Raw genomic sequence first — 17254 nt, 5'->3', positions numbered from 1 at the left:
CGTCCGCCGTCCGGGAAAATCGGGCCGGCGCACTGCGGAACGGGGGAGTTGCGGTCGTCAGGACGCGGGCACGCCGGGGGCGGCGCCGCGCTCCTTGAGCATGTCGGTCATCAGCTCCAGCTCGGAGGTCTGGGCGACCACCATCGACTGGGCGAGCCGCTTCTCGACGTCGTTCTTCGCCAGGTCGACATAGCCCTGGGCCATCTCGACCCCGCCCTTGTGGTGCTCGATCATCAGCTGCAGGTAGTACACCTCGGCGTCCCGCCCGCTGAGCGAACGCAGCTTCGCCATCTGGGCGTTGGTGGCCATGCCGGGCATCAGTGAACCGTCGTGGGCCGCGTAGTCGTGGTCCATCCTCATCCACGCCATCGGCTTGGCGGTCGAGTGCTGCGACAGCCCCCACTGGTCGAGCCAGCCCGTCATCATCCCGCGCTGGTTGGCCTGAGTGTTGATGATGTCGAAGGCCAGGTTGCGGGTCGGCTCGTCGCCGGTGCGGTCCCGGACGATGAACGACAGGTCCACCGCCTGCTGGTGGTGGGTCGCCATGTCGCGGGCGAACCCGGCCTCGGGCGAGTCGTCCGCCGGGACGGCCACCGAGGCCGTGCCGGAGGCCGAAGAGCCGCTCGCCACCAGGGCCGGCACCCCGAGCGCCAGCGCCACCGCGGCGGCCAGCGCGGCCGGCCACCACAGCCGCCGACGGCCGGGACGGGCCGCCGACTCCTCGGCCGCCTTCGCCGCCGTCGCGTCCTCCTGCGGGAGGTCGGCCGCCGAGGCCTCCTCGGGGCGGGCCGCGTCGGCGGTCACATCTGCCCCATGGTGCAGGAGGCGCCCGGCTCCTGGGTCTGCTTGCCCTGGACGTACTTGGTGAAGAACTGGTTCACCCGCGGGTCGCTGGCGCTGTCCACGACCAGCTGGGTGCTCCAGGCGTTCAGGGTGATGGTGCCCTGCTCGTCCGGGTACGGGCTCATCAGCGAGTACGGGGTGGTCTTGACCTTGTCGGAGAGGGTCTTGATGTCCTCCGGGGTGGCCTTGCCGTTGTACGTCACCCAGACCGCGCCGTGTTCCAGCGAGTGGACGGCACGCTCGTTCTCGACCGGCTGGTCGTAGACGTGGCCCATGCAGTCCAGCCAGATCGCGTTGTGGTCGCCGCCGACGGGCGGGGTCATCGGGTAGTTGACCTTCTCCTTGACGTGGTTGCGGCTCAGGTCGCCGAAGGTCTTCACGCCCGGGATGTCCGCGTTGGCGGCGGCCTCCTTGTCCTTCTTCTTCTGGTTCTGGTCCATGACGATCCAGGTGCCGGTGGCGATCGCGCCGATCACCAGCACACCGGCCACCACCGAGGCGATGACCTTGTTGCGGCGGTCGCGGCGCTCCTCGGCGGCGCGCAGCTCGGCGATCCGGGTGCGGCGGTCGGCGACGCCCTTGGCGCCGGGCTTGTTGGACTGCTTCGAGGCGGAACCCATGATGGTTGTCCTTGTCCCCGCCGCGCACGGCTGGTGGCGGCGGTCGGCTGTAGTGGGGGGAGGGGCGGACCCGCCGACGGCGAGCGTCGGCGGTGGGTTCCGCTCAGGACCGGTGGACCTGGAGTTCGTGCAGATCGGGCGCCGGGTGCGGGCCGTCCAGCAGCCCCGCGGGCACCACGCGGGGCAGCGCCTCGGGCGCCGGCGCGACGAGTGGTGAGACGGCGGGCTGCGGTTGCGGCGGCGGGTTCGGCAGTTGCGCGTCCTGCGGGCAGAACGCGTGGCTGGAGCAGCCGTTGTTGCGCGGCGGCTGGCCGTCGGCGGTGCACAGGATCCAGTGGTCCTGCTCCGCGGCGAGCCGCTGGTGGTGCTCGGACGCCCTGGCGGCGTGGCCGGCGTGGGGAGTCTGCGCAGTGGCGTCCGCGGCGCTGACCACCGAGACGGCGCTCGCCGGGGCCGGCGCCGGGCGGACGGGAGCGTCCAACCCGTTCGCCTGGCCCGCGCAGGGCAGCGCCGTCAGCAGGGCGACCAGCAGCAGGACCAACAGCGCACCCGCCGGGCGGCCCGCCCGTGCGGCCCTCCCCGGTCGGAGCGAGCTGGGGGCCGACGCGGTCATGCGCACATTTAATCAGCCGAACGGGTGAAGCGATGCCCCTCCTCGGACCCAATTTTCAGCGGCCTGTGCCCCGCAATGTCCAGGAAACGCCCTGCTCGGGGCACATCCGGCAAGCCCGGACGGAACGGAAGTGAACGCCGTGACGACGGCCCCGCCACCGCCCGGCCGCGCCTTGACGAAACCGCCTGGTGAGCGCGGTGGCCGGGATGATCCGGTCGGTGACCGGTTGTCGCCGAAACCCGGACAGGGCCGTTGCGCTTGGAGACAATGACGCCAGTCCGGCCCCGCCGGGGGCGGCGCGACCACGGACCGACCAGGAGCCGCCAGATGAGCAAGCAGGGTGCACCCGCACAGCCGCCCCGGCCGGGCGACGGTTGGTGGGACACGGTCTACGACGGCCCGGCGGGCACCCTCCCCGACACCCCGCACGCCGACCCGGGCGAGGGCAGCGTGGACGACTGGTTCGACACGGCGGTCGGGCTGATCGGGCAGCAGCGCTCGGCGGCGCCGAAGGCTGCTCCGGGGGAGGACGCCGTGCCGGAGACGGTCGCGGAGGCCGTCGCGGAGCCCGAGCCCGTACCCGAGCCCGTATCCGTACCCGAGCCCGGGCCCGCGGCGGGTCGGGACAGCATCGACGACTGGTTCGACACCGCGGTCGGCGTGATCGAGGGGACCGGTGGGATCGGACGCCAGCGCACCTCGACGGAGACCCATCAGTTCCCCGCCCCCTCCTTCGCCGCCGACGCGCCGCGGGCGGAGGCCGCTCCTGCGCCCGAGCCCGCTCCTGCGCCCGAGCCCGCTCCTGCGCCCGAGCCCGCTCCTGCGCCCGAGCCCGCTCCTGCGCCCGAGCCCGCTCCTGCGCCCGAGCCCGGGCAGGAGGCCCAGCCGGAGCCGGAGCCCGACGTGCCGCCCGCCCCGGTCTCCCTGGAGAAGCCCGCCCCGGCCCCCGCTCCCGAACCCCCGGTCGCCGAGGAGCCCGCTCCCGAACCGGAGCCGGAACCCGCCCCCGAGCCGGAACCCGCTCGCGAGCCGGAACCCGCTCGTGAACCCGACCCCGACCCCGACCCGGAGCCCTCGCCCGCCCCGCAATCCCCGGTCGCCAGGACCCCCGCCCCCGAACCCGAGCCCGACCACGCCCCCCAGCCCGACCCCGAACCCGCGCCCCCCGTCCCCGACCCCCGTCTGGCCATCCGCGCCCCCCTCGCCGAGACCGGCCCCACCGTCCCGCACGTCGGCGAGCGCCCCCCGACCTACGGTCCCGAGCCGACGGCCGTACCGGAGACGGACCCGGGCTCGCTCGGCTCGGTCGTCCCGGACACCGCGCTGGAGGGCGCCCAGTACGGCGGCACCGTGCTGCGCGCCGTCTCCGTCCGGGGCGACTCCGCCCGGTACCGGGGCGAGCCGCGCCGCGACAGCCTGCTGGTGACCAGGTTCGGTGACGGCTCCGACGGTCTGCTGCTCGCCGTTCTCGCGGGCTTCGAGCGTACGGGCGACGCCGAGGACGAGGCGCTCGCCGCGGAGACGGTCGCCGCCGCCACCGGCGAGGCCTGCCGCCAGCTGGCCGCCGCGATCGGGCGCAGCCGGGCCGGCCTGGCCGCCGATCTGCGCGACGGCGCCCGGGACCGGCTGCGCTACGGCCTCCAGCGTCTGGCCATCAGTGCCGCGGCCCCGCTGCGCGCACTGGCGTCCCGGGCGGAGGGGGACGACCCGCCGTCCCCGGCCTCGCTGCACTGCCAGATGGTGTCGCTAGACCCGGCGGCGGGCTACCGTGCGGCCTTCGGCGTCGGCCCGGGCGGGCTCTACCTGCTGCGCTCCGGCCATTGGATCGACGCCTACGCGGCCCGGCTGCTCCACCACCCGGACGGCCGGCCGCCGGTGCCGGACGGCCCGGTGCCGGACCCGCGCCCGTTCCGTTTCCGGCTGGTCCCCGCCACCCCGGGCGACATCCTGCTGCTCTGCACGCCGGGCCTGGCCGGTCCGATCGCGGACGAGCCCGCCGTCGCCCACTTCCTCTCCGCGCACTGGGCGCATCCCCACCCGCCGGGCACGGTCGACTTCCTGCGCCAGGTCCAGGTCCGTGCCAAGGGCTACGCCGACGACCGCACGGCGGCCGCGATCTGGACCGAATGAGTCGACGCCCCTGCGCCGGAAGCCGGTCAGGCCGACGTCCGGTGCGTGCGGGCCTGAGCCCCCGCCGGTGATCAGGCCCGCAGCAGGATGGTCGCGACCGCGGTGGCCTGGCCGAGGGCGGCGGGCCGGTCGGCCTCGGGCAGGCCGATGGCGATCGGGACGGCGAGGCCGTCGAGCAGGGCGCGCAGCTGGACGGCGCGGTCGGCGGCGGGGCCGGGCGTGAAGTGGCCGGCGGCGGTGCCCTCCTCGATGAGGGCGACCAGGTCGGCCTGCCAGGGGGCCTCGATCTCCTGCTGGCCCTGGCGGATCTCGGCACTGGCGGGGGAGCGGCCCCACACCTCGACCCAGAGGATCCAGCGCGGGTCGCCGGGCCCCTCGGGCAGGTAGAGACGCAGGTAGGCGTCGAGGCGCTGCCAGGGGTCGGGGGCGTGGTCGGCGAGGGCCTCGCGGCGGCGGGCGCCGAGCTGCTCCTCGCTCCAGCGGAGGGTCTCCAGCAGCAGCTGGTCCTTGCTGCCGAAGTAGTAGAGCAGGTGCCCGGCGCTCATCTGGAGCTGCTTGCCGAGCCCGGCCATGGTGAGCTTGGCGAGCCCGTGTTCGGCGATCGCGGCCCGGGCGGTGGCGAAGACCTCCTCGCGGGGGCGCGCCGGCCGGCGCGGGCGGGCGTCCGCCATGTGCAGTGCTCTCCCTCGGTGGTGCGGAGCTCAGAAGGCTACCCGGGCGGGAGCGCGCGGCTCCCGCCCGGGGGCGGACGTCAGAGCGCCTTCGGCTGCTGCTGGGTGATGCAGTGGATGCCGCCGCCGTTGGCGAAGATCTCCCGGGCGTCGACGAGTTCGACGGTGCGGCCCGGGTAGGCCTTGGCGAGGATGTCGGCGGCCTCCTGGTCGCGCGGGTCGTCGAAGGCGCACAGCACGACCGCGCCGTTGGCCACGTAGTGGTTGATGTAGGAGTAGTCGACCGGCTCGCCGTCCTCGTCCAGCAGGACGGTGGGGGCGGGCAGTTCGATGACCTCCAGCGGGCGGCCCTGGGCGTCGGTGGAGGCGCGCAGGACGGCGACCAGCTCCCGGCAGACCTCGTGGTCCGGGTGGGCCGGGTCCGGCTGGACGTGGGCGACCACGACGCCCGGGCGGACGAAGGAGGCGACGATGTCGATGTGGCCGCGGGTGCCGAACTCGTCGTAGTCGCGGGTGAGTCCGCGCGGCAGCCAGATCGCCTTGGTGGTGCCGAGGAAGGCGTGCAGCTCGGCTTCGACCTCCTCCTTGGTCCAGTCGGCGTTGCGGCCCTCGCCCAGCTGGACGGTCTCGGTGACCAGCACCGTGCCCTCGCCGTCGACGTGGATGCCGCCGCCCTCGTTGATCAGCCGGGAGGCGAAGCGCTGAACACCCGTCAGTTCGCCGATGTGTTCGGCGATGTGCTGGTCCTTGTCCCAGCGGGCCCAGGACTGCGCGCCCCAGCCGTTGAAGATCCAGTCGGCGGCGGCGACCGTGCCCTCGCCGTCGATCAGGAAGGACGGGCCGATGTCGCGCATCCAGGCGTCGTTGAGCGGGCGCTCGACGATCTCGACCCGGTCGGAGACGTACCGGCGGGCGTCCGCCGTCTCGCCGGTGTTGACGATCAGCGTCACCGGCTCGTACCGGACGATGGTGTCGGCGACGGCCGCCCAGGCCTGGCGGGCCGCGTGCAGCTGCTCGGGGCCGTCGAAGGTGGGGTTGGCGGTCGGGAAGGCCATCCAGGTGCGGTCGTGGGGGTGCCACTCGGCGGGCATCCGGTAGCCGAGGGAGGCGGGCGTGGGGGTGGTCATCATCAGGTCCTTGAGGGGGAGGATCAGAGGAAGTAGAGGCGGCTGAGCGAGACGCTGTCCGCGGGTTCGGAGCGCAGCGGCGAGCCGTCCAGCGAGACCAGCCCGGTCTCGGTGACCTCGACCTGGCCGATCCGGGCGTTGCGCACCATGTCGCGTGGCCCGATGCCGCGGGTGCCCCGGACGCCGACGCGGCGGCGGCGGGTGGGCAGTCCGTCGGCGGGGCGGTCGAGGTAGGCGCCGTCGGCGGCGGCCTGGGCGACGAAGGCCACCGAGATGTCGGCGGCGGTCGCGCCGTGGGCGCCGAACTGCGGCCCCAGGACGAGCGGTTCGCAGCGGTCGGTGGAGGCGTTGGGGTCGCCGACCACGCCGTACGCGGGGAAGCCTGCCTTGAGGACGAGCTGCGGCTTGGCACCGAAGTGGTCCGGGCGCCACAGCACGATGTCGGCGAGCTTGCCGACCTCGATCGAGCCGACCTCGTGGGAAAGGCCGTGCGCGATGGCCGGGTTGATCGTCAGCTTGGCGATGTAGCGCAGCACGCGCTCGTTGTCGTCGCCGCTCTCGGCCGTCCCGTACGAGCCGGTGCCGTCCAGCGGGCCGAGCTCGGTCTTCATCTTGCCGGCCATGGCGAAGGTACGGCGCACCGTCTCGCCGGCCCGGCCCATGCCCTGGGCGTCGGAGGAGGTGATGCCGATGACCCCGAGGTCGTGCAGCACGTCCTCGGCGCCCATGGTGCCGGCCCGGATGCGGTCGCGGGCCATCGCGGCGTCACCGGGCAGGTCGACCTTGAGGTCGTGCGCGGAGACGATCATGTCGAAGTGCTCGCCCAGCGCGTCCCGGCCGAAGGGGAGGGTGGGGTTGGTGGAGGAGCCGATGACGTTCGGCACGCCCGCCATCTTCAGCACGTTGGGGACGTGCCCGCCGCCGCAGCCCTCGATGTGGAAGGCGTGGATGGTCCGGCCCTCCAGCACCTTCAGGGTGTCCTCGACCGACAGGCACTCGTTCAGGCCGTCGGTGTGCAGGGCGACCTGGACGTCGTACTCCTCGGCGACCCGCAGCGCGGTGTCCAGGGCGCGGGTGTGGGCGCCCATGTCCTCGTGCACCTTGAAGCCGGAGGCGCCGCCCTCGGCCAGCGCCTCGATCAGCGGGGCGTCGTCGGAGGACGAACCGCGGCCCAGGAAGCCGATGTTGACGGGCCAGGCGTCGAAGGCGTTGAACGCGTGGCGCAGCGCCCAGGGTGAGTTGACGCCCACGCCCCAGACCGGGCCGAACTCCTGGCCGATGATCGTGGTGACACCGGAGGCCAGCGAGGCCTCCATGATCCGCGGCGAGAGCAGGTGGACATGGGTGTCGATGGCGCCGGCGGTGGCGATCAGGCCCTCGCCGGAGACGATCGTGGTGCCGGTGCCGACCACCACGTCCACGCCGTCCAGGGTGTCCGGGTTGCCGGCCCGGCCGATCGAGGCGATCCGGCCGCCGATCAGACCGATGGACGTCTTGCGGATGCCCTGGACCGCGTCGATCACCAGTACGTTGCTGATCACCACGTCGCAGGTGTCGCGGACGGCGGCGGGCTTGAGGTGCAGGCCGTCGCGGGCGGTCTTGCCGAAGCCGGCCAGGAACTCGTCGCCGGGCGCCTGGGAGTCGGACTCCACGCGGACGATCAGGCCGCTGTCGCCGAGCCGGATCCGGTCCCCGGCGCGCGGACCGTGCACGGAGATGTAGTCGTGGGGGGAAATGGCCGTCATGATCCCACCTCGCTGCGCTCGGCGGGGCACGCCCGCGTGGCAGCTCTGTTCGACTGCTCGCCTCGCTCGCTCATGAGGGCACCTCCGTGTCGTCGAAGCTGGTCAGGTAGCCGGTCGCGCGGGCCTTCGCGAGGGCGGCCTCCTTCGCGCCGGGCGCGTCCAGGGGCCCGTCCACGAGCCCCGCGAAGCCGATCGCGACCCGCTGGCCGCCGATCGGCACCAGGCCGACCTCGACGGTGGCGCCCGGGTCGAAGCGCACCGAGGAGCCGGCCGGGACGGCCAGGTGGGTGCCGTAGGCGGCGGCGCGGTCGAAGGCCAGACGCGGGTTGGCCTCGAAGAAGTGGAAGTGCGAGGTGACCGAGATCGGCACCTCGGAGGTGTTGTGGACGGGGAGCAGCAGCGTCTCCTCGATCGGGTCGTAGCCGACGCCGTCGCCGATCAGCGCGCCGCCGGGGGCGTCGTCGCCGAGCGAGCCGGCGCCCTTGAACGGGTCGTTGACGACGGCGAGGCGGGTGCCGTCCTCGAACACGGCCTCGACCTGGACGACGGTGACCACGTCCGGCACGCCGGGCAGTACGTCGTCGGCGGTCAGCACGGAGCGGCCGGCCTCGATGGCCTCGGCCAGGCGCAGGCCGTCGCGGGCGGCCTCGCAGACGGTGTCCGCGATCAGGGCGGTCGCCTCGGGGATGTTGAGGCGTACGCCCCGGGCGCGGCGGGCGCGGGCCAGTTCGGCTGCTGTGAAGATCAGCAGCCGGTCCCGCTCGGTGGGGGTCAGTCGCACGGTTCCTCGCTCGCTCGTCGCCGGGGAGGGGGTCGGCTCAGGGCCGGGGGGCTTCCGGGGTGATGTTCGGACCATCGTTTAGAACGTCGTTCAAACATCTCGGGACATTGAACCCGGACCGGGCCGCCCTGTCCAGCGTTGCCGCTCCGGCCGGGTCCGGCCTGTCGGGCGGGCGGCGAGGGTGAGGACGGGCGTCCGACGGGGTGGGGAGGGCGTTCGGCGGGGGAGCGGGGCCCGGCGCGCGGCGGTAGCGGAGACGGGGCGCGCGGTCCGGCGCACGATCCGAACGGGCGCCGGGTGTGCGCGGGATCGAGTGGGGGCGGGCTCGAAAACCGCCTCTGCGCTTCGCAAACCTGTCCGGCGCGGGCAGTTGGATCACGCGAACCTCCCCGTGCCCCTTTCACCCCACGTGATCGGACGCACACTGTTGCAAACGCCGTCAACTGGGCATGAGGATGGTGGTCAGAACGAGGGGGCCACCCGGCCGGCGGGGGATCCGGAGGCGGGGGCCCGGATTTGAGGGCGGGGGCATGTGTTGATGGACGGTCAGTCGCGATTCCCGAGGCAGCGGACGAGTTCGGGCGACGCCTACCGGTCCGGGCCGGCCCAGGGCCCGGCGGTCGGCACCGGGACGACCGTGTCGGGCGCGTCGGCGCCCGGGTGCGCCTTGCACCGCCGGCTGCATCTGACGCTCGACCCGGCCGACCTGATCGCGGTCGGCGCGGTCCGGCACCGGCTGCGTACGGCGCTGAGCCACTGGGGGGTGCCGGAGCTGTCCGACACCGCCGAGCTGCTCTCCTCCGAGCTGGTCACCAACGCGCTGCTGCACACCGGCAAGGGCGCCGTCTTCGACGCGGTGCTCGGCTCGGACAGCCGGCTGCGGGTCGAGGTGCAGGACGGCGCGAGCCGGCTGCCCGGGCGCCGCCGCGATCCGGAGGCCGAGTACGCGACCTCGGGGCGCGGCCTGACGCTGGTGGAGGCGCTCGCGGACTCCTGGGGGGTGCAGCTGAGAGGCGACGGCAAGGTCACCTGGTTCGAGCTCGCCCTGCCGTAGGCGCTGTCGCGGGTCCCGCCGTGAGCCCGAGCGCCGCGTCACTCGTGCACGCCGCCCGCGCGATTGTTCGTCATCGATTGATCCGTTCTCGAAGCAAGCCCTGAACAGAAGGCGGAACGCAAGATTTCCGGCCCGTTGCCATTGCCGCTCGGCCGAACATTGGCCAGGATGGTGGGAATGTGTGTCCACGTGCGGGAAGCAGCGGGGAGACCGAACCTCGACTGACCACCGTCCGTCGGCACCGTCCGATCCAGCACGACCCATCACATCGCCACACGGCCCGTCCGAACGGTCGGCGCGGTCCGCCATGGCGGCGGCAGGAGCAGCATGCCCACTGAGCCCGAGTCGCCGGGGCCGGCGCTTCCTCCCGGCGCGTCCGCCGTGGAGCCGCTGCCAGCCGCCCGCCCGCCCGCGCAGGCCACGCGTCGGAACCCGCTGCGCACGCCGCCCGTGCTCGCCTCCGGTCGGCTGGCCCCGGTGCTGTCCGGCGGACTGCCGCCCTCCTCCGCCGACACCATGCCGGACTGGCTGGAGCCCGCGATGGCCGCCAACGGCATCGGCTCCTTCGACTGGGACATCCGCCGCGACATCCTGGAGGGCGACCAGCGCGCCTGCACGATCATCGGCCTGGACGACGTCGAGCGCGGCCGCTTCGACCGCACCGCCGCCTCCTTTCTCTCCCTGCTGCACCCCGAGGACGCGCCCGTGGTGCGCCGCCGGGTCGAGCGCGCGGTGACCGAGCTGGGCCAGTGCGGCGCCTACTACCGCACCGTCGGGCCGAACGGCACCATGCGCGCGGTGCGCTTCCGCGGCCGGGTGCTCGCCGACGCCTTCGGCCGCGCCTCCCGGATGGTGGGCTTCGTCTGGGACGCCACCGTCGAACTGCACAAGCGCGACCGCGCCGACCGGCTCGCCCTGCTGCGCGAGGAGCGCTCCCGGTTCATCAAGGAGGCCGCCCGCGCCCTCTCCGAGGCGGTCACCGTCCGGGACGTGGCCCGGGTCTTCACCGAGCTGCCGCTGCCCGGGCTGCCGCCGGACGGCCTGGTGCTCGCCTCCTTCGAGGCCGGCCGGGCGCAGATCCTCGGCGCCTCCGGCTACCGCTCCGAGTCGCTCGCGGTCTGGGACCGCGCCGTGCTGCCGCCCGGCCACCCCGCCGCCGAGGCGCTCCGGTACCGCGCCCCGGTCTTCATCTCCAACCGCGAGGAGTTCCGCGAGCGCCACGGCGACGTCTGGGAGCAGACCAGCCGCACCGGCCGCGGCTCCTGGGCCTACCTGCCGCTGGTGGCCAGCGGCCGGGCGATCGGCGTCTGCGTGGTCAGCTTCGACGACGAGCGCGAACTGGACGCGGACGAGCGCACCCTGCTCACCACCCTGGGCGGCCTGGTCGCCCAGTCGCTGGCCCGGGCCCGTCTGCACGACGCCGAGCACGAGCTGGCGGCCGGCCTGCAGCGGGTGATGCTGCCGCGCACCGTCCCCTCCATCCCCGGGGTGACCACCGCCGTGCGCTACCTCGCGGCCGGCTCCGGCCTGCAGATCGGCGGCGACTGGTACGACGTGGTGCCGCTGCCCGGCGGGCACGTCGGCCTGGTGATCGGCGACGTCCAGGGCCACGACGTGCACGCCGCCGGCATCATGGGCCAGCTGCGGATCGCGCTGCGCGCCTACGCCGCCGAGGGCCACCCGCCCGCCGCGGTGATGGCCCGTGCCTCCCGCTTCCTCGCCGACCTGGACACCGACCACTTCGCCACCTGCACCTACGCCGAGGTCAACGTGGACTACGGCGTGGTCTACGCGGTGCGGGCCGGCCACCTCGACCCGGTGGTGCGCCGCGCCGACGGCACCGCCGCGGTGCTGCCGGTGGCCGGCGGGCTGCCACTGGGCATCGACCCGGACCAGGAGTACCGGGTCACCCGGTTCAGCCTGGACCCGGGCGAGACCGTGCTGCTGTGCACCGACGGCCTGGTCGAGGCACGCGGCATGGACCTGGACGAGGGCATCGCCCGGCTCACCCGCGCGCTCGCCCGTCCGCTGCCGGCCGTCGAGGAGGCGGCCCGCGACCCGCTGGAGGACCTGGCCGACCGGATCGCCTCCCAGGCCGCCGACTCCAGCGAGCGCGAGGACGACATAGCACTGCTGCTCCTGCGCTGGGACGGCCCCGCGGACGGGCTCACCACCCAGCAGCTGCGCCGCCGGATCGGCCAGGCCGACCTGGCGCGGATCGCCGAGGTCCGCGCCGAACTGCGCGACGCGCTGCGCCGCTGGGGCGTCGCCGAGTTCATCGACACCGCCGAACTGCTCTCCTCCGAGCTGGTCACCAACGCCATCCGGCACACCGACCGGGACGCCATGTTCACCGCCCGGCTCTACCGCGAGTCGGCCTCGGACGGCGGCCGGGCCCGGCTGCGGGTCGAGGTGGAGGACGAGTCCGATCTGTGGCCCACCCGCCGCACGCCGGGGGAGCAGGCCTCCTCCGGCCGCGGCCTGATGCTGGTCGAGGCACTGGCGGACGCCTGGGGCGTGGAGCCGCGGGGCTCCGGCAAGCGGATGTGGTTCGAACTCAGCGGGGCGAGTGCCGCATAGGGCGTGGCCCGAAGGAGCGTAACCTGAAGACAGGTCACGCGCCCCGGCGCGTCCCGGCAGCCGACGAGGGTGTGTGGCTCGGGCCCGCCGCTCGAAGGCGGGCAGCCATGACCACTCTGCGGAACCCGAGGATCACGCCATGGTGTCGATCTTCCATCACTACGCGGACACGGACGGCGAAGCCGCCGAGTCCCCCACCCTCCCGCTGCCGCCCCCGCAACGGCAGCCCGTCCCGCCCCGCGACACCACCGAAGGCGTCACCCGCCTCCCGCTGATCTACGTGCGCGGCTTCGCCGGCGGCACCAGCGGCATCGACAAGCAGGTCGACGACCCCTTCTACGGATTCAACGACGGCTCGACCCACATCCGGGTCGGCGGCGACGGCAACGCCCAGTACTACCAGTTCGAGAGCCCGCTGCTGCGGCTCTTCGCCGAGGACGGCTACCACCCGCTGATGGCCGGTGACCCGAAGGCCTACCTGGAATCCCGTGCGGCCGGGACGGTGGACCCGGCGACCATCTGGATCCACCGCTTCTACGACGCCTCCGCCGACACCTTCAGCAAGCAGGCCACCGACTTCGACGTCGAAGCGGCGGCCCGCGACCTGTACGAACTCGTCCAACTGGTCCGCGAGAAGACCGGTGTGGACAAGGTCGATCTGATCGCCCACTCGATGGGCGGCCTGATCTGCCGCAGCATGCTCCAGAAGTGGTCGTACGAAGGCCTCGGCGACTTCCGGCCCACCGTTCCCGGCAAGGACTTGGTCGACCGGCTGTTCACCTACGGCACACCGCACGGCGGGATCACCTTCGCGGTCGGCGGCGGTCTGCTCGACGAGTTCATGGAGGACCTCGGCCCGGTCGGCTCCGACATCTTCTCGCCCGAGAAGATGTACGGCTACCTGGTGCCGCGCGTCGAGTACGGCACCGAGGCTCCGGAAGGCTGGCAGGCGAACCGGATCCCGGCCGAGGCCTTCGATCCCGACCGGATCTTCTGCCTGATCGGCACGGACCCCGGCGACTACGGCATGGCGCAGAAGGTGGTGGGCCCTCAGAGTGACGGCCTGGTCGCGATCCGGAACGCCGCCGTGGAAGGCGCCCACCGCGCCTACGTCCACCGCTCGCATTCGGGCCGCTACGGTCTGGTCAACTCGGAGGAGGGGTACCAGAACCTGCGCCGCTTCCTGTTCGGCCGCAAGCGGGTCGCGGTCGAACTCGCCGGCCTGGAGCCCTGCCCGCCCGACGCCGCCGGCCGCCGGCCGTTCTGGCAGGGCGAACTCCAGCTGTCGGTCCGCGGACTGCCCGTCGTGCTGCACCAGCAGCTGGCGGCGCACTACTGCCCCGTCACGCTGGAGCCCGACCCCGACGGCGCCCCCATCCCGCTCACCACGGTCTTCCTGTTGGACCCGCTGACCATGCCCGCCGACGGCACGAACACGCCCGTGTCGCCACCGTCGCGCTACGCGCTGCACCTGAGGGTCTCCCGGCTGACCGAGGAGCACGGACTACTGTTCTGGCGCGACCACCTCGCCCAGACGGCGGACTGGGACGACACGCTGATCGTCGACGTCGGTCACGAGGCCGACGACCCCAAGGGCGAGCTGCGTCTCTGGGCCGCCTGGAACTCCCAGCTGCCGGTCGCGATCGCCGACCGGAATCCGGTCGGCGACAGCCCGCTCGACGTGGAACGGGACGCGGTGTCCGTGCCCCTCCCGCCGAGCGCGGGTCGGCTCCTCGGAACCGACACGGCGCTCGTCCTCAAGCCCTCGGTCTGGGAGTGATGCCGTCGACGTGAACCCCCGTAGCCCGTCAGCCGAACTGCTGCTCCAGGTCCTTGAGTTTGCGCTCCAGCGAGTCCAGCCGGGGCAGCGTGACGGTGTCCTCGTCCACGGTGAGGTCGATGGTGCGCCGCTCCGGACGGGCCGGCAGGCCCGGCTGGACGACGGCGCCCTCGGCCGCGCCGGCCTCGCGCGGCCCGCCCTCACGGGATCCGGTGGCACCGACCCCGGGCCGCTCCGGCCCGGGCCCGCCGGCTATGGAGGGCTCCGAGCCGGACTCCAACTGCCGTGGGGCGCCGCCGCGTCCGCGCCAGTGGCCGCTGCTCCGGTTGATCGCCCGGATCTCGGCCCGCTCGCGGCGGCCCGCCAGCTTGCGGCGTTCCTTCTCCAGCACGCGTTCCCGCTTGTCCTCGCGGACCTCGTCGACCGCCTCGTCCAGGCTGCGCACGCCCTCCAGGAGCATCAGCGACCAGGCCGCGTAGGTCTCGCGCGGGGCGCGCAGCCAGCGGACTATGCGGATCTGCGGCAGCGGGCGGGGTACCAGGCCCTGTTCGCGCAGCGCGGCCCGGCGGGTCTGCTTGAGCGCGCGGTCGAACAGGACCGCCGCGGACAGCGACATGCCGGAGAAGAACTGCGGGGCGCCGGCGTGGCCGAAGCCGCGCGGGGCGTGCACCCAGTTGAACCAGGCCGAGGCGCCGGCGAACAGCCAGACCAGCAACCGGGAGCCGAGCGCGGCGTCGCCGTGGCTGGCCTCGCGCACGGCGAGCACCGAGCAGAACATCGCGGCGCCGTCGAGCCCGAACGGGACGAGGTACTCCCAGCCGCCGGAGAGACCGAGGTTCTGCACGCCGAAGCCGACGAGGCCGTGGAAGGAGAGCGCGGCGGCGACGCCGGCGCAGCAGAACAGCAGCGTGTACGAGGCGGCGCCGTACAGGGACTCCTTGTGGCGGCGCCGTTCCTCGGAACGCTCCCAGGAATCCGCGCCGCCGACGGTCGCGGATCCCCGGCCCCGGGCCAGGGCCACCAGGAGCGCGCTGACCAGCAGCCCAGCAACCCCGGTGACGGCCCAGCCGAGCGGTATGTCGGACAATTTCATCGCCGGAACCAGCCTCGCTTTCCTGCGTCGCGTTCCTGCGTCGTGATGGCGGGGACCATCATGACGGATGCTCGGCGGGGGAACGGCTGATTCGCTGTCAATGCGCTGAGGAGAGCGATTTCCGATCTGGCGGCAATCGCATTGTCATATGAATATGAAGCGGATTGTTCCCGAAATCTCGGGCTTTTCAGACTCGGAATCGGACGGATATCCGTCAACTCCGCGTGACGCCGGGGTGGCGGGGCTCAGCGCCGCCGGATCCGCGGGCAGCCGCCGCACATGTCCTTGGGCTCCACGGTGTACACGAGGCAGCAGCTGGCCCGGGCCCGGTCGGTGCCCGAAGCACCCGGTGCACCACGCGAAGCGCCGGCGCGGTCGGGCGCCGGGTCCGCGAAACCGGCGCCCGGAGTGAAGGGGGCCGGGGCGGGAGCGGGATACCGGCCCGCGCCGGGCGTGTGCGCGGGCTCGGCGGGTGCGGTGGATTCCGTCGGCCCGGCCGGCCTCCCGGGCGCCAGCAGCGCGGTCAGCTCGGCGCGCGCCCGCTCCTGCTCCCCGAGCAGCCCGCCGGCGTACCCGAGCCCCTCCACCACCGCGTCGGTGGCCATCGCCCACAGCACCCGCGGCCCGCGTCGCACCTCCGGCCCGAAGGCGGTCAGCACCGGTCCGAGGAACTCGGCCAGCGCGCACCGGAGTTCGGCGGCCAGTGCGTGCTCGTCCGCCGCCGTACTGGCCTGCGGGGAGCCGGCCGCCGGGTCGTCCGGCAGACAGGCGAAGGCCTCCGGGCGGACCGTCAGCTCGACCGTGTTCGGGCCGCGGTGGACCGAGACGTCGTCCAGGCCGAGCAGCGGGACGCGCCGCTCCAGGAACCACGGCACGGTGAACAGCAGCGAGACCGGCCAGACGAAGCGGTGCAGCCCGAAGCCCGCCGCCACGTCCGGGCGCAGCGGCTGCCCGTAGCGGGCGAGGCCCTGCCGGGCGTCGTGGGCGACCAGCTCGCGCACCGCCCCGGGGTCCGCGACCAGGGCGGCGGCGGTCAGTCGGCCCTCGCCCCGCCGGGGCGGGCCGCAGCGCACGCTCACCACCGGGGTGAGCACGGCCAGCCGGTGGTACGACGGCGCGCAGGGGGCGGGGGAGTCCGGCGCGGGGCCGGGCCGGGTGCTGCTCGCGGTCATGGGCGGGCCCCATCGGGTCGACCGGGGCCGCCGCTGGACCGCCCGGCGGGCCCGGACGCCACGGCGACCGGGCCCGGTCGGACCGGGGCACGGCGGTGCCCGGGGAACGGCAAGGCGACCCGTCCGGGGCGCTGCTCACCCCGGACAGGTTAGGCTCACCTTAGCTGATTGTTCCCCGGGTCTCGCCGGTGATGCATCCGTCCGGGCGAGGCCCCGGCGCGCGGGCGGTGCCCGGGGGCGTGGCGGACAGCTGGCGTGCGAGCCAGACCGGCACCCCGCCCAGGGCGTGCACCAGCCGGGCGGCCTCGGCGCGCAGCCGCGTCGCCTCGGCCGGCTCGGACACCTCGGCGAGCGCCGCGAGCGCCGGCGCCACCCCCACCGTGAAGCCGAGTTGCTCGCGCAGCCGCAGCGAGGCGTCGAACCCCTCCCGGGCGTTCCCGCGGTCCCCGCGTGAGAGCGCCAGCGCGGCCAGGTGTCGCCAGGTGTACGAGCGCAGCAGTTCGTCCCCCCGCTCGCCCGCGCCCTCGTGCGCCCTCCGGTAGGCGATCCAGGCGGCGCTGCGGTCGCGCAGCAGGTTCTCGGCGACCAGCCCGCGCCGGAAGTCCAGCAACGGGCGGCCCGGCGCGTCCGGCGGCAGCAGGGCCGAGGTGCGGCCGAGCGCGGCCTGGGCCTCGTCCAGTCGGTCGCGGGGGCCGAGCACGCTCGCCAGGTACGCCAGGAAGCCGCGGGCGCAGGCGGCGGCCGCGCGCTGCTCGGTGCCCTCCGCCAGGGCCTCGGCCAGTCGCAGCGCCTGTTCCGCCTGGGTCCAGTGCGCGGCGGTGAACAGGCACTGCTCGATGAGGAGTTCGGCCCGCGCTAGGGCGGCCGTCGGGTCGTGTTCGGCGGCCGGGCGCAGCAGTTCGGCGGCCTCCTGCCAGCACCCCCGGGATCGCAGCCGCCACACGGTGTCGCCCGGTTCCTCCGCTGCCGCCCGCCCCCGCCCGTCCGGATCGCTCGGGTCCCATCCGTGCTCCGACAACGCCACCTCCTTGTGTGCGCCATCCGG

At 74.0% G+C, this 17254-nt stretch carries 14 protein-coding genes; 4 read left to right on the top strand and 10 right to left on the bottom strand.

Going from position 1 to position 17254, the window contains the following annotated elements:
• Positions 1–57: 57 nt before the first annotated feature.
• The 3 genes from ACH4E7_RS16755 to ACH4E7_RS16745 all read right to left on the bottom strand — a co-directional run bounded on the left by ACH4E7_RS16755 (position 58) and on the right by ACH4E7_RS16745 (position 2076).
• A complete protein-coding gene (locus ACH4E7_RS16755) occupies positions 58–690 on the bottom strand; it encodes a DUF305 domain-containing protein (protein WP_396249882.1) in 633 nt (210 codons plus the stop codon).
• A 110-nt stretch (positions 691–800) separates the two neighbouring features.
• The gene (locus tag ACH4E7_RS16750) at positions 801–1463 is read right to left on the bottom strand and encodes a DUF3105 domain-containing protein (RefSeq protein ID WP_396249792.1); all 663 of its coding nucleotides are present in this window, start codon (positions 1461–1463) and stop codon (positions 801–803) included.
• Positions 1464–1566: 103 nt separating this feature from the next.
• The gene (locus ACH4E7_RS16745) at positions 1567–2076 is read right to left on the bottom strand and encodes a hypothetical protein (RefSeq protein ID WP_396249791.1); all 510 of its coding nucleotides are present in this window, start codon (positions 2074–2076) and stop codon (positions 1567–1569) included.
• Between the two features lie 327 nt (positions 2077–2403).
• On the opposite strand from ACH4E7_RS16745, the gene ACH4E7_RS16740 reads away from it, so the two are divergent.
• The gene (locus ACH4E7_RS16740) at positions 2404–4206 is read left to right on the top strand and encodes a hypothetical protein (RefSeq protein WP_396249790.1); all 1803 of its coding nucleotides are present in this window, start codon (positions 2404–2406) and stop codon (positions 4204–4206) included.
• 71 nt (positions 4207–4277) lie between these two features.
• Here the strand turns inward: ACH4E7_RS16740 and ACH4E7_RS16735 are convergent, their stop codons facing one another.
• The 4 genes from ACH4E7_RS16735 to ureA all read right to left on the bottom strand — a co-directional run bounded on the left by ACH4E7_RS16735 (position 4278) and on the right by ureA (position 8530).
• Positions 4278–4877 carry a TetR/AcrR family transcriptional regulator gene (locus ACH4E7_RS16735; protein ID WP_396249789.1) on the bottom strand — a complete coding sequence of 200 codons (600 nt, stop codon included), beginning with the start codon at positions 4875–4877 and terminating at the stop codon, positions 4278–4280.
• Positions 4878–4957: 80 nt separating this feature from the next.
• Positions 4958–6007, bottom strand: a complete 1050-nt coding sequence (locus ACH4E7_RS16730; protein ID WP_396249788.1) for an agmatine/peptidylarginine deiminase — start codon at positions 6005–6007, stop codon at positions 4958–4960.
• A gap of 20 nt (positions 6008–6027) precedes the next feature.
• Positions 6028–7749 (bottom strand): urease subunit alpha, encoded by a 1722-nt coding sequence (locus tag ACH4E7_RS16725; protein ID WP_396249787.1) that lies wholly within the window; start codon positions 7747–7749, stop codon positions 6028–6030.
• 70 nt (positions 7750–7819) lie between these two features.
• Positions 7820–8530 (bottom strand): urease subunit gamma, encoded by a 711-nt coding sequence (ureA, locus tag ACH4E7_RS16720; protein ID WP_396249786.1) that lies wholly within the window; start codon positions 8528–8530, stop codon positions 7820–7822.
• 667 nt (positions 8531–9197) lie between these two features.
• On the opposite strand from ureA, the gene ACH4E7_RS16715 reads away from it, so the two are divergent.
• The 3 genes from ACH4E7_RS16715 to ACH4E7_RS16705 all read left to right on the top strand — a co-directional run bounded on the left by ACH4E7_RS16715 (position 9198) and on the right by ACH4E7_RS16705 (position 13944).
• Positions 9198–9584 (top strand): ATP-binding protein, encoded by a 387-nt coding sequence (locus tag ACH4E7_RS16715; RefSeq protein ID WP_396249785.1) that lies wholly within the window; start codon positions 9198–9200, stop codon positions 9582–9584.
• 327 nt (positions 9585–9911) lie between these two features.
• Positions 9912–12164, top strand: coding sequence for a SpoIIE family protein phosphatase (locus ACH4E7_RS16710; protein ID WP_396249784.1), 2253 nt, complete (start codon positions 9912–9914; stop codon positions 12162–12164).
• A gap of 139 nt (positions 12165–12303) precedes the next feature.
• Positions 12304–13944, top strand: a complete 1641-nt coding sequence (locus ACH4E7_RS16705; RefSeq protein WP_396249783.1) for an esterase/lipase family protein — start codon at positions 12304–12306, stop codon at positions 13942–13944.
• Between the two features lie 28 nt (positions 13945–13972).
• Here the strand turns inward: ACH4E7_RS16705 and ACH4E7_RS16700 are convergent, their stop codons facing one another.
• From ACH4E7_RS16700 to ACH4E7_RS16690, 3 genes are all read right to left on the bottom strand, one after another.
• On the bottom strand, positions 13973–15037 hold the full coding sequence (locus ACH4E7_RS16700) for a DUF2637 domain-containing protein (RefSeq protein WP_396249782.1): 1065 nt from the start codon (positions 15035–15037) through the stop codon (positions 13973–13975).
• A 245-nt stretch (positions 15038–15282) separates the two neighbouring features.
• The gene (locus ACH4E7_RS16695; RefSeq protein WP_396249781.1) at positions 15283–16209 is read right to left on the bottom strand and encodes a (2Fe-2S)-binding protein; all 927 of its coding nucleotides are present in this window, start codon (positions 16207–16209) and stop codon (positions 15283–15285) included.
• 160 nt (positions 16210–16369) lie between these two features.
• Positions 16370–17227: a hypothetical protein gene (locus ACH4E7_RS16690; protein WP_396249780.1), complete on the bottom strand. Its 858-nt coding sequence runs from the start codon at positions 17225–17227 to the stop codon at positions 16370–16372.
• Positions 17228–17254 lie beyond the last annotated feature (27 nt).

Origin of the sequence: Kitasatospora sp. NPDC018058 (assembly GCF_044327205.1) — a bacterium.
Lineage (GTDB): Bacteria > Actinomycetota > Actinomycetes > Streptomycetales > Streptomycetaceae > Kitasatospora.
The sequence above is the reverse complement of the archived record's forward strand: the minus strand, read 5'-3'. Positions and strand labels throughout refer to the sequence as shown.

What these genes read in the sequence shown, in the direction of transcription:
- ACH4E7_RS16750 (WP_396249792.1), bottom strand. Translation starts at nt 1,463, where the DNA reads ATGGGTTCCGCCTCGAAGCAGTCCAACAAGCCCGGCGCCAAGGGCGTC.
- ACH4E7_RS16745 (WP_396249791.1), bottom strand. Translation starts at nt 2,076, where the DNA reads ATGACCGCGTCGGCCCCCAGCTCGCTCCGACCGGGGAGGGCCGCACGG.
- ACH4E7_RS16740 (WP_396249790.1), top strand. Translation starts at nt 2,404, where the DNA reads ATGAGCAAGCAGGGTGCACCCGCACAGCCGCCCCGGCCGGGCGACGGT.
- ACH4E7_RS16735 (WP_396249789.1), bottom strand. Translation starts at nt 4,877, where the DNA reads ATGGCGGACGCCCGCCCGCGCCGGCCGGCGCGCCCCCGCGAGGAGGTC.
- ACH4E7_RS16730 (WP_396249788.1), bottom strand. Translation starts at nt 6,007, where the DNA reads ATGATGACCACCCCCACGCCCGCCTCCCTCGGCTACCGGATGCCCGCC.
- ACH4E7_RS16725 (WP_396249787.1), bottom strand. Translation starts at nt 7,749, where the DNA reads ATGACGGCCATTTCCCCCCACGACTACATCTCCGTGCACGGTCCGCGC.
- ACH4E7_RS16710 (WP_396249784.1), top strand. Translation starts at nt 9,912, where the DNA reads ATGCCCACTGAGCCCGAGTCGCCGGGGCCGGCGCTTCCTCCCGGCGCG.
- ACH4E7_RS16705 (WP_396249783.1), top strand. Translation starts at nt 12,304, where the DNA reads ATGGTGTCGATCTTCCATCACTACGCGGACACGGACGGCGAAGCCGCC.
- ACH4E7_RS16700 (WP_396249782.1), bottom strand. Translation starts at nt 15,037, where the DNA reads ATGAAATTGTCCGACATACCGCTCGGCTGGGCCGTCACCGGGGTTGCT.
- ACH4E7_RS16695 (WP_396249781.1), bottom strand. Translation starts at nt 16,209, where the DNA reads ATGACCGCGAGCAGCACCCGGCCCGGCCCCGCGCCGGACTCCCCCGCC.